This window comes from Streptococcus sp. KHUD_014 (assembly GCF_051106275.1).
GTDB lineage: Bacteria > Bacillota > Bacilli > Lactobacillales > Streptococcaceae > Streptococcus.
Genome location: NZ_CP193666.1, coordinates 1533014 through 1545648, shown reverse-complemented (window position 1 = coordinate 1545648; position 12635 = coordinate 1533014). Strand labels below are relative to the sequence as shown.

At 42.2% G+C, this 12635-nt stretch carries 5 protein-coding genes and 2 pseudogenes; all 7 read left to right on the top strand.

Going from position 1 to position 12635, the window contains the following annotated elements:
• Positions 1-28: 28 nt before the first annotated feature.
• The 7 genes and pseudogenes from ACORHT_RS07495 (at position 29) to ACORHT_RS07465 (ending at position 12564) form a co-directional block, all read left to right on the top strand.
• Entirely contained in the window at positions 29-751 is a 723-nt protein-coding gene (locus ACORHT_RS07495) for a DUF4241 domain-containing protein (protein WP_434349899.1), read from the top strand.
• Between the two features lie 11 nt (positions 752-762).
• Positions 763-1320, top strand: a complete 558-nt coding sequence (locus tag ACORHT_RS07490) for an SMI1/KNR4 family protein (RefSeq protein ID WP_434349898.1) — start codon at positions 763-765, stop codon at positions 1318-1320.
• Positions 1321-1835: 515 nt separating this feature from the next.
• Positions 1836-2004: pseudogene (locus tag ACORHT_RS07485) on the top strand (YSIRK-type signal peptide-containing protein); the annotation flags it as partial.
• 182 nt (positions 2005-2186) lie between these two features.
• Positions 2187-8591 (top strand): annotated as a pseudogene (locus tag ACORHT_RS07480) (SIALI-17 repeat-containing surface protein); the annotation flags it as partial.
• A 69-nt stretch (positions 8592-8660) separates the two neighbouring features.
• Positions 8661-8813 (top strand): LPXTG cell wall anchor domain-containing protein, encoded by a 153-nt coding sequence (locus ACORHT_RS07475; RefSeq protein ID WP_434350833.1) that lies wholly within the window; start codon positions 8661-8663, stop codon positions 8811-8813.
• Positions 8814-9155: 342 nt separating this feature from the next.
• Entirely contained in the window at positions 9156-9857 is a 702-nt protein-coding gene (locus ACORHT_RS07470) for an ABC transporter ATP-binding protein (protein ID WP_434349897.1), read from the top strand.
• A 1-nt stretch (position 9858) separates the two neighbouring features.
• Positions 9859-12564, top strand: coding sequence for an FtsX-like permease family protein (locus ACORHT_RS07465; protein WP_434349896.1), 2706 nt, complete (start codon positions 9859-9861; stop codon positions 12562-12564).
• The last annotated feature ends 71 nt before the right edge of the window (positions 12565-12635 follow it).

Here is a 12635-nt window from a genome sequence, read left to right as displayed (position 1 = left end):
TTTGTTTTAAACGAGAAAGGAAAGACCGATGGAAAAACTTCAAGTTTCGAAAGAATGGTTGGAAAAATACCAAGAAATCAAGCATATTTTGACCTCGTCTGTCAATTACGCAAAGTGTTTTGAGATGAAAGAAATAGACGGCAAGGAAGTCTTTGTCCTAGATATGGGGGAAGTGACCTTCCCAAGTGGAGAAATTTTAGTTAGAGATCCCTTGGTCTGGCTCCGTAGGAATGAAAAACCCTATCTAGAGACCGTACCCAAAGGAACATTTCCTCTCAAAACCTTAGTAGTCAAGATCGAAGAAGATCATTATCGGTATGTTGCAACAAGAGTTCAATTTACAGATAAGCTTCCAGTTGTTTACTATGAAGCCTTAACTGGTACTGAAAACTTGGATTCGGTTGAAGAAGATTCTTATTTTGGGTTTTCAGTCGATGCAGGCTTGGCAACCATTGTGGATGTTGAGACTAAAAATGCCTACTGTGATTTTGAAGAAAAATGGTATCAAGAAAATCCTGAAAAAAACATCTATGATGATTTCTTCGCGGAAATTTTTGCTCAAAATACCATAGAACATCCCCTGTATCAGCGAGAAGGCGGTGATTGGATAAACTTTAAAATCCCAGATACAGACCTGACTATTCCAATGATTCAGTCTGGTTTTGGAGATGGAAATTATCCTGTTTACTTTGGCTATGATAAGGATCACCAACTATGTGATGTGGTTATCGAGTATATCTATCTTGGATAAGGAGTTGGATGATGTCACTCAAGGAAGTTTATGAGTATTTTCGTCACTATGATAAGGAAACTTATCAAGTTGTCGCCTGCATGGGCAATGAACCATCGGAAGAAGATGTTCGGGATTTCGAAAATCAATACGGCATTCGTCTACCAGAAGATTTCAGAGAATTCACCATGTCATCTCTGGGAGGTCTCTTTATGGAAGTCAGAGAAGAGCTATGGCCAAGAGCCAAGGCTTACGATGTAGCACCATTTTGGACCTTCTGTCGAGGTATTAAGGTCTTGGGAATTGCAAATGGCATCCCAGACTTCTTAGACATTCGTCTTAAAACCAAGGAATTACACGCTCTGGGCTTTGTGGATTATATCCCATTTCTGTCTATCATCGGTGATGGAGATGTCATGTTTTGCTTTGATAAGGACAAGCATATAGTAGCTCTAGATTGGTATAATAGTGGTGAAACTGAAGAGCTTGAATGTGATTTTTCAGGACTTTTACTCCATCAAATTGCCGAGCTAGAAGAGCGTAAAAATGAGATGGTCAAGCTTTTGGAAAAGGGGAAATCTAGTCAATAATCTATAAGGAAATATCAGTTTGATAGTCCGTAAAAGAGGTTGGGACAAAAGATCCCGACCTCACTTTTTATTAGCCATCAAACTTTGATGCGGTAGCTGATTGAACTTTCTGTTCGTCTTTTATACTCTTCGAAAATCAAATTCAAACCACGTCAGCGTCGCCTTGCCGTACTCAAGTACAGCCTGCGGCTAGCTTCCTAGTTTGCTCTTTGATTTTCATTGAGTATTAGACTCCAAAAAGCTCCTAATCATCCTCGCGGGGTTGGGACTACGAAATCGAGACTTTGTCTATCGATTTCTGTCCCACCGCCTTTTTTAGTAAAATCATTCACTAAATGTACATTCAGATTTTCAAAGTTTTCTACAAATTATAGAAAAAAGAATCAAAAGTATGATTTTTATGCTGCCAGTATTGAAGTTTCTTATATTATTTTATAAAATAGAAGTTAAATACTACTATAAAAGTAGAGCGCTTACATAAAAATGGAAGCGGTTACGAATATAAGGAGGATCTTATGGGAAAAGATCATTGGAATCGAAAAAGAGTGTATAGTATCCGAAAATTTACCGTTGGAACTTGCTCTGTAGTCATCGGTACTTGCTCAGTCTTATTTGGAGCAAGTGTAGCTGGTGCAAATCCAGTAGCTGCGGAAGAAACTCCGATTACAGTTGCTACAGAAAAAGTAGAGGACGAATCTAAAAAAGAGAACCTTGTTGAAACGGCCAATTCAGTTGCTGATGAAGCAGTTGCTCCAAGCCATGAAGCTGAAAAAGCACAGGACGATCAAACTCTACAATCAGACTCTGACAAAAAAGAGGATTCCATGCTAGATAAGAAACCTCAAGTAATTACTCAAGACCAATCTTCTCAAACGGAAAAACCGGACCTAAAACCGGCTACCAGCGAGGAGGTAAATCAATTGGTTGAGGACCGTAAAGTAGAATTTAACCAAAACTGGCATTTTAAACTCAATGCTAATGCCAAAGACGCCATCAAACCAGATGCCGATGTATCAAGCTGGAAGAAATTAGACCTTCCTCATGACTGGAGTATCTATAACGACTTCGACCATCAGTCTCCTGCCCAAAATGAGGGTGGACAACTGAATGGTGGGGATGCTTGGTATCGCAAGACCTTTAAACTAGACGAAAAAGACCTTAACAAGAATGTTCGTTTGGTCTTTGACGGAGTTTATATGGATTCGCAAGTCTATGTAAACGGTCAGCTAGTCGGTCACTATCCAAATGGTTACAACCAATTCTCTTATGATATCACTGACTATCTCAACAAAGACGGTCGTGAAAACGTCATTGCAGTTCATGCAATCAATAAACAACCAAGTAGCCGTTGGTACTCAGGAAGTGGTATCTACCGCGATGTTACTCTTCAAGTGACAGACAAATTGCATGTTGCCAAAAACGGTACAACCATCTTAACTCCAGAGCTTGAAAAACAACAAAATGGTAAGGTTGACACTCACGTATCAAGTAAGATCGTCAATACTGATGATAAAGACCACGAAATCGTAGCTGAGTATCAAATCATCGAACGTGGAGGACAAGCAGTAAGTGACCTAGTTCGTACAGCTAGCCAAGTCTTGAAGGCTCATCAATCAACAAGCCTGAATGCTATCTTGCAAGTTGAGAAACCAAAACTTTGGACAGTTCTCAGCGACCAACCAGCTCTCTACGAATTGGTAACGCGTGTGTATCGTGATGGTCAGTTAGTTGATGCGAAGAAAGATATGTTTGGTTACCGTTACTACAACTGGACACCAAACGAAGGCTTCTCTCTTAACGGCGAAAAAATGAAATTCCATGGTGTTTCTCTTCACCATGACCATGGGGCTCTAGGAGCAGAAGAAAACTACAAAGCAGAATACCGTCGCCTCAAACAAATGAAGGAGATGGGAGTTAACTCTATCCGTACAACCCACAACCCAGCTAGTGAGCAGACTCTACAAATTGCTGCAGAGCTTGGTTTGTTGGTGCAAGAAGAAGCTTTTGATACTTGGTATGGTGGTAAGAAACAGTACGACTACGGCCGTTTCTTTGAAAAAGATGCCACTCACCCAGAAGCTAAAAAAGGTGAAAAATGGTCTGATTTTGACTTGCGTACCATGGTCGAAAGAGGCAAGAACAACCCAGCTATCTTCATGTGGTCTATCGGTAATGAAATCGGTGAAGCTTCAGGAGATCCACATTCTCTAGCGACTGTTAAGCGTTTGGTCAAGGTTATCAAGGACGTTGACAAGACTCGCTATGTCACTATGGGAGCAGATAAATTCCGTTTCGGTGATGGTAGTGGTGGTCATGAAAAAATCGCTGACGAACTGGATGCGGTTGGATTTAACTATTCAGAAGACAACTACAAGAAGCTTCGTGCGAAACATCCAAATTGGTTGATTTACGGTTCAGAAACTTCTTCAGCAACTCGTACACGTGGAAGCTATTTCCGTCCAGAAAGTGAACTAGTTCACAGTAACCAAGCTTACCGTCATTATGAGCAATCAGACTACGGTAATGACCGTGTTGGTTGGGGTAAAACAGCAACTGCATCTTGGACTTTTGACCGTGACAATGCTGGTTATGCTGGTCAGTTTATCTGGACGGGTACCGACTATATCGGTGAGCCTACTCCATGGCACAACCAAAACAACACACCAGTTAAGAGTTCTTACTTCGGTATCGTAGACACAGCCGGCATTCCAAAGAATGACTACTACTTGTATCAAAGCCAATGGGTTTCTGCTCAGAAGAAACCAATGGTTCACCTGCTTCCTCACTGGAACTGGGAAGATCCTACTCTTAAAGCTAACGTAGCTGATGCAGATGGTAAGATTCCAGTCCGTGCCTACTCTAACGCTGCAAGTGTTGAGTTATTCTTGAACGGTGAATCTCTAGGCAAGAAGACCTTTAACAAAAAACAAACAAGCGATGGACGTACTTACCAAGAAGGTGCCAATGCCAAGGAACTTTACCTTGAGTGGAAAGTTGCTTATCAACCTGGAACCCTGGAAGCAGTAGCTCGTGATGAAGCAGGTAATGAAATTGCTCGTGATAAGATTACGACTGCTGGAGAGCCTGCAGGTGTTCGCTTAGTGAAAGAAGAACATGCTATTGCAGCAGACGGGAAAGACCTCACTTATATTTACTACGAAATCGTTGACAGCGCTGGCAATGTGGTTCCTACTGCTAATAACCTTGTGCGCTTCCAGTTGCATGGACAAGGTCAGATTGTCGGTGTGGATAACGGTGAACAAGCTAGCCGTGAGCGTTACAAAGAACAATCCGATGGCTCATGGATCCGTAAGGCCTTCAATGGTAAGGGTGTTGTCATTGTCAAATCAACGGAGCAAGCAGGTAAATTTACCTTGACTGCCCACTCTGATTTCTTGAAATCTGGTCAAACAACGATCTTTACAGGTAAAAAAGAGCAAGCAGAAAAAACTGTTTTAGGAACTGAGGTACCTAAAGTACGTACAGTTATTGGCCAAGAAGCGAAAATGCCTTCAAAAGTCGCATTTATCTACAGTGATGGCAGTCGTGCAAAACTTCCAGTAGAATGGTCAGCAGTTAATGTCAACGAACCTGGTATTTTTACGGTTAAAGGTGTAGCAGATGGACGTGATGTAGAAGCGCGTGTTGAAGTCTTGGCACTCGAAGCTGAATTACCTGTAATTAAGAGAATTGCACCAAGTACAGACCTAAATTCAGTCGACAAATCTGTTTCTTACGTATTGTCAGATGGTACTGTGGGAAGCTATGATGTTAATAAGTGGGAAATTGCAGCAGAAGATCAAGCTAAACTAGCTATCCCAGGATCTCGCATCCAGGCAAAAGGTATTTTAGAAGATGAAGAAATTGCTGCAACCTTGGTAGTGGCAGAAGGTGAAGCTGCTAATCCAGTAGTTCCAAGCGTAACTGTGGCAGATCAAGCGGTTGAAGGCCTTTCGACTGACCAACCTGTAAAATACCACAAGCTTGCTTATGGAGTAGCCTTGCCAGAGGTCAAAGCTACAGCTGAAAATGCTCAAGTGACGGTTATTCAAGCTAATGAAGCAAATGGTATGCGTGCAAGCATTCATGTTCAACCAAACGATGGTGGCCCACTACAAACCTATGCTATCCAATTCCTACAAGAGGCTCCACAAATTGAACGTTTGAGCCTAGAAGTTGAAAATGCGGCTGCTTTGAAAGAGGACCAAACGGTCGGTATCAAGGTCTTGGCTCACTACCAAGATGGTACTCAGGCAGTCTTGAAGGCTGACAAGGTTAGCTTCTCAACTTCAGGTGAGGGAGATGTTGCCGTTCGTAAAGGTATGCTTGAATTGCACAAACCAGGTCAAGTAACTCTGAAAGCTCAATTTGAAGGAGCAGAAGGTCAGATTGATTTGAACATTCAAGCAAATACTGAAAGCAAAGTTGTCCAAGCCATCCGTCCAGTCAGCGTAGTGACAGGTTTGAACCAAGAACCAAGTCTCCCAGCTACAGTAACTGTAGAGTATGATAAAGGATTTCCAAAGGTTCACAAGGTGACTTGGCAAGCAGTTGCTAAGGAAGACCTTGCTAAATACCATAGCTTTGATGTTCTTGGTAAAGTAGAAGGGCTTGAAAAAGAGGCTCATGCAAAAGTATCTGTAGAAGGTATCATTGCTGTCGAAGAAGTGAGCACAACAACTCCAGTTGCAGAAGCTCCTCACTTACCAGAAAGCGTTCGTACTTATCATTCAAATGGCCAAGTATCTTCAGCTAAAGTAACTTGGGACGCTATTGCTCCAAGCCAATACGCACAAGAAGGCAACTTTACTGTGACAGGACATGTCGAAGGTACTCAACTACCAACCAAACTTCATGTTCGTGTGTCTTCACAGACAGAAACTGGTGCTAATATTTCTGACCAGTGGACTGGTTCAGAATTACCACTTGCCTTTGCATCAGACTCAAATCCAAGTGACTCAGTAGCCAATGTCAATGACAAATTGATTTCTTATAACAACCAACCAGCAAACCGTTGGACAAACTGGAACCGTACAAGCGAGGCATCAGTCGGAGTACTCTTTGGAGACTCTGGTATCATGTCTAAACGTTCAGTTGACAACCTCAACGTAGCCTTCCACGAAGACCACGGAGTTGGTGCACCTAAGTCATATGTCATCGAATACTATGTTGGCTCAGAAGTTCCAACAGTTCCTAAGAACCCAAGCTTTGTAGCTAGTGAAGACCACGTCTTTAATGATGCTAACAACTGGAAACAAGTGACAAATCTCAAGGCTCCAGATCAAGTAAGAGCTGGAGAAATGACTCACTTTAGCTTTGATAAAGTCAACACTTACGCAGTTCGTATCCGCATGGTTAGACCAGATGGTAAATGGGGTACTTCAATTACAGAATTGCAAATCTTCTCTAAACAGGTAGCAGCAGCTAAGAAAGCTCAAGCACAAATCCAAGTAGATGGAAAAGATTTGCCAAACTTTAACCCAGGCTTGACTGACTACTATCTAGAAGCAAGTGAAGGAAAAGTTCCAGCTGTAACAGCAAGTGTGACTGAAAATGGTATTGCAACAATTGTACCAAGCGTACGTGAAGGAGATCCAGTCCGTGTTGTTGTCAAGGCAGAAAATGGAGATATCCTAGGTGAATACCGCCTACACTTCACAACTGACAAAGATTTGCTAACAAGTAAGCCAGTAGCTGCGGCTAAAGCTTCTCGCTTGGTTGCTAAAGGACAAGCCCTAGAATTACCAGCCAAAGTTCCTGTTTACTTTACAGGAAAAGATGGCTATGAAGTTAAGGACTTGGCAGTTGACTGGGAAGCAGTTCCAGTAGAAAATCTAACAAAAGCAGGTGAATTTACAGTTCATGGTCGCGTTTTGGGTACTGATTTAACTGCTGAAGTGGCTGTACGTGTGACAGACAAACTCGGTGAAAACCTTTCAGACAACCCAGACTTCGATGATGACAGCAACCGTTCATTTGCCTCAGCAACTAACGATATTGATCCAAACTCTCGTGACCGTGTGGACTATGTCAATGATGGTTCTGATGATGAAAGCCGTCGTTGGACTAACTGGTCTGCAACTCCATCTGAAAATCCAGAAGTCTCAGTAGGGGTTATCTTTAGAGAAGCTGGTAAGATTGTTGAGCGTTCAGTTGCAGAAGGAAAAATTCGATTCTTTGCAGATGGTGGAACAGATGCACCTTCTAAACTCGTATTAGAACGCTATGTTGGACCAGAATTTGATTCACCAGAATATTACTCTAACTACCAACCATACGATCCTGATCACCCATTCAACACTCCTTCTAACTGGGAGAAAGTTGAATACCGTGCGGATCAAGAGATTCAAGCAGGAACTGACATCCATGTAACCTTTGCACCAGTCAAAGCTAAAGCTATGAGATGGCGCATGGACAGAAAAGCAGACAAGAAGGGTGTGGCTATCACTGAAATGGCCTTTATCGCACCAAGTGAAGCACCTAAGGACAATACAGCTTCTAAACTTCTTGTGGATGGTAGAGAGCTTGCTGACTTCTCAGAAGATCGTTCTGACTACCAAGTAACTTATAGTGGAAACCGTCCTAAAGTGACAGTGGAAGCTGGTGAAAACGTAGCGGCGACAGTTGTTGATAGTGGGGATGACAAACTTCCAGTCTTGGTACGTCTTGTTTCAGAAAGTGGAAAACACGTTAAGGAATACCGTATCCAATTGACTAAAGATGAGGTCGAAACTGCTAAGACAGAACCAGCTGTACACGAAGTTCCAGAGTTCACAGGTGGAGTAAATGGTGTCGAAGCAGCTGTTCATGAAGTTCCAGAGTACACTGAAGCTATTGGCACAGCAGGTGACGTGCCAGCTCCGGTAGTAGAAGTTCCAGAATTCAAGGGTGGCGTTAACGCAGTCGAAGCAGCTGTTCATGAAGTTCCAGAGTACACTGAAGCTATCGGTACAGCAGGTGAAGAAGCAGCACCAGTAGTAGAAATACCAGAATTCAAGGGTGGCGTTAACGCAGTCGAAGCAGCTGTTCATGAAGTTCCAGAATACACAGGAGCAATTGGCACAGCAGGTGAAGTAGCTATTCATGAAGTTCCAGAATTTACTGGTGGAGTGAATGGTGAAGAAGCAGCTGTTCAGGAAGTAAGCCCAGAATACACAGGCAGTGTCAATGGAGCAGAAGCCGCTATTCATGAAGTTCCAGAGTTTACTGGTGGTGTGAATGGTGTCGAAGCAGCTGTTCAGGAAGTAAGCCCAGAATTCACAGGTGGTGTCAATGGAGCAGAAGGAGCAATCCATGAGGTTCCAGAATACAAAGATGAGCAGTCTCTTGTAGCTCTTACTATGTCACAAGATAAGACTTACCAAGCACCTGCAAGTCATCAATACAAACTCCCAGAGACAGGCACTAAAGAAAATGCTGGCCTTGCAGCCGTAGGTCTTGTAGGAGCACTTCTGGGCATGTTTGCAATGGGAAAGAAAAAAGACGATGAATAAGATGATGTAAAAGCATTCGAATCATAGAGATTGGACCAAGAGACTAATCTCAATCAAAAAAAGCGGACAAAACTAGTTTTCTGATAAATAGAATCTGGTCTTGTTCGCTTTTTTGGCTCATGAATCAAGTGCAAAAGAAGATAAGAGAAGATTTTCTACAAAAAGCAAACAGCAAACTAGAGGAATTGCCTTAGAAACAAGGTAAGTAAGCCAATAAGACTTGTTTTCAGCGATTTTAAGGAGTCTTAAAATCACTCTAATGTATACAGGGATAAGCTTTCTTTCTCTCCTCAAAAGAGTTATAATAAAGGTGAAAATAGTAGGAGAAGAGGAGGAGATAGGATGGCTTATATTGAAATGAAAAATAGCTATAAGAGATATCATACTGGTGATACAGAAATTGTAGCAAATCGAGATGTCAACTTCGAGATTGAAAAGGGAGAACTGGTCATTATCCTTGGTTCATCTGGTGCAGGGAAGTCAACAGTTTTGAATATTCTAGGTGGGATGGATACAAATGATGAAGGACAAGTCTGGGTTGATGGGACTAATATCTCGAATTTCACTTCCCATCAGAGAACCAACTATCGCAGAGATGATGTTGGCTTTGTCTTTCAGTTTTACAATTTGGTTTCTAACTTGACTGCTAAGGAAAATGTCGAGCTGGCATCAGAAATTGTATCAGATGCCTTGGATCCTGAGCGGGTTCTCAAGGATGTAGGCTTAGGTCACCGTCTTAATAATTTTCCAGCCCAGTTGTCAGGTGGTGAGCAACAACGGGTCTCCATTGCTCGAGCTGTGGCTAAAAATCCTAAAATTCTCCTTTGTGATGAACCAACGGGAGCTTTGGACTACCAGACTGGTAAGCAGGTTCTAAAGATTCTTCAAGATATGTCACGCAAAAAAGAAGCCACCGTTATCATCGTGACCCATAACGCTTCGCTAGCTCCTATAGCTGATCGTGTGATTCAGATGCATGATGCTGGCGTCAAGAGTGTTGTCCTCAATCCTCAACCACAGGATATTGATGATTTGGAGTATTGAGATGAAAAGAAAGACATATTGGAAAGACCTGCTCCAGTCTTTCACAGGTTCAAAGGGACGGTTTTTATCCATCCTAACTCTGATGATGTTAGGTTCTTTAGCCGTGGTTGGTCTCAAAGTAGCCAGTCCCAATATGGAGCGAACAGCTTGGGCTTATCTCAAAGAAACTAATGCGGCAGATATAACCGTCATAGGAGATTATGGTCTAGATCAGGCAGACCAGGAAGAATTGCAAAACCATACAGGAGCAGATGTCGAGTTTGGTTATATGACAGATTTGACTCTGGCAAATAGTGAAGATGCCATACGAATCTTTTCAAATACTGATAAGATTTCAAAATTTCAAGTAACGGAAGGTCGTTTGCCTGAAAAAGAAGATGAACTAGCCTTGGCGGATTTTTGGAAAGATCGCTATCAGATTGGTCAAGTCATTCATTTGAGTCAAAAAAAGGGCAGTAATTCTCAATTGAAGCGAGATAGTTATACCATTACAGGTTTTGTCCACTCTCCAGATATTTTTTCAAAAACGGATATGGGGAGTTCCGCTAGTGGAAATGGGAATCTAGCAGCTTATGCTGTCGTAACTGAAGATAATTTTAAGAGCTCTGTTTACACGATTGCCCGCCTGAGTTTTGCTAGTCTAACAGATGTCAATCCTTTTTCCAGTGATTATGAAAAAAAGCTAGAGGAAGAAGAAGCGACTCTTAAGGAACAACTTGCTGATAATGGTCAAGCGCGGCTAGAGAAATTGAAGAAGGACGCTCAAGAGTCACTTGATGAGGGCAAGAAACAACTGGACGAGGCTGAAAGTAATTTGACAGCTGGCAAGAGTCGCCTGCAAGAAATCGAAACGCGTCTACAAGCTCAAGAAAATCAAGTGAGCCAACTACCAGAACTACAAAAAAGCCAAGCATCTAGTCAGTTAGAAGAAGCCAAAGAGCAACTCAAGCAGGAAAAGGAAAAGCTAAGCCAGGCTGAAAAGGATCTGTCGAGTGAAAAAGCTAAATGGCAGACCAGTCAGGATGAGGTCAATGCTCTGACAGAGCCAAGCTATCATGTTTATAATCGAAAAAGTTCTCCAACTGGCCAAGGTTATCTCATGTATAGTAACTCGGCTATGAGTATTCGTGCCGTAGGGAATATCTTTCCAGTTGTTCTCTATGCCGTAGCAGCCATGGTTACCTTTACCACCATGACCCGTTTTGTAGACGAGGAGAGAACCAATGCTGGTATCTTTAAGGCCTTAGGCTACCATAGCAAAGACATCATTGCTAAGTTTGTTATTTATGGTCTGGTTGCTGGGACTCTTGGCACCCTTCTAGGAATTCTGATTGGTCATTATGTCTTAGCACCCACAATCTCGCATATCATCACTGAACGAATGATTGTTGGTGAGAGTCAGCAGTATCTCTATTGGACCTATAGTTGCTTGGCTCTAGGGCTAAGCTTAGTAGCTAGTGTCCTACCTGCCTACCTCGTATCTCGCAGAGAGTTGCATGAAGAAGCAGCACAATTATTACTACCCAAGCCACCAGTCAAGGGTTCTAAAATTCTCTTGGAGCGGATAACCTTTATCTGGTCACGTTTGAGCTTTACCCAAAAGGTTACGGCTCGCAACATTTTCCGTTACAAACAGCGCATGCTGATGACTATTTTTGGAGTTGCAGGTTCAGTAGCCCTCCTCTTTGCAGGACTTGGTATTCAGTCTTCTGTAGTTGGAGTGGCTGACAGGCAGTTTAAGGATCTGCAACAATACCAGATGATTCTCTCTGTCAATTCTCGAGCTTCAGATTCAGATAAGGCAAAGCTAGAAGAAAAATTGCAGAGTGATGAAGTTGAAAGCTATCGATTGATTTCTTCCAAGCAGATTGAAGAAAAGTATGCTGGCAAGGCTGGAGTTCAAACCGTGACCATCATGGTAACGGATCAAGATGATCTGGCTCCCTTTGTCCTCTTAGAAAAAAATGGGGAAAAACTGAGCTTATCTAACGGAGTCATCCTGACTGAAAAATTAGCCCAGTTGGCAGGAGTTTCTGTTGGTGACAACTTTACAATAGATGGGAAAACCTTTAAGGTTGGAGCCGTTACCGAACACTACGTGGGCCATTTTGTTTACATGAATCAGGCGACCTATGAGAAAATTTATGGTCAAGCTCCCAAGATGAACACCTATTTGGTCCAACTCAAGGATAAAAGTGAAGGGAATACTGAAACCGTCGCAGGAGAATTTATGAATCTAGCTGCTGTCACTGGCCTCGTTCAAAATGCCTCAACCATTCAACTCTTTGAAAGTTTTGCAAATTCTCTGAATCATACCATGGCGATTTTGGTGCTAGTATCGGTGCTATTAGCCATTGTGATTCTCTATAATTTGACCAATATCAATGTTGCTGAACGGATTCGGGAACTCTCAACCATCAAGGTTCTTGGTTTTCATAACAAAGAAGTGACACTTTATATCTATCGGGAGACCATCATACTGTCACTGGTTGGAATGATTGTAGGCTTGGTCTCAGGCTTTTATCTTCATCAATTTCTCATTCAGATGATTGCACCTGGTACCTTCCGTTTTCAACCAAAGGTTGGCTGGGAAGTTTATCTAATACCAGTTTTAGCCGTTAGTGTCATTTTGACCATCCTAGGAGTTTTTGTCAATCATTATCTCCGAAAGGTGGATATGTTAGAAGCCCTTAAATCCGTAGAATAGTTGGTAGAGGATAAAAACAGATAAGAAAGCCCTTTGTGGCTTTTTTATTTTCATAAAAATGGTAAAATAGT

What these genes read in the sequence shown, in the direction of transcription:
- ACORHT_RS07495 (WP_434349899.1), top strand. Translation starts at nt 29, where the DNA reads ATGGAAAAACTTCAAGTTTCGAAAGAATGGTTGGAAAAATACCAAGAA.
- ACORHT_RS07490 (WP_434349898.1), top strand. Translation starts at nt 763, where the DNA reads ATGTCACTCAAGGAAGTTTATGAGTATTTTCGTCACTATGATAAGGAA.
- ACORHT_RS07475 (WP_434350833.1), top strand. Translation starts at nt 8,661, where the DNA reads ATGTCACAAGATAAGACTTACCAAGCACCTGCAAGTCATCAATACAAA.
- ACORHT_RS07470 (WP_434349897.1), top strand. Translation starts at nt 9,156, where the DNA reads ATGGCTTATATTGAAATGAAAAATAGCTATAAGAGATATCATACTGGT.
- ACORHT_RS07465 (WP_434349896.1), top strand. Translation starts at nt 9,859, where the DNA reads ATGAAAAGAAAGACATATTGGAAAGACCTGCTCCAGTCTTTCACAGGT.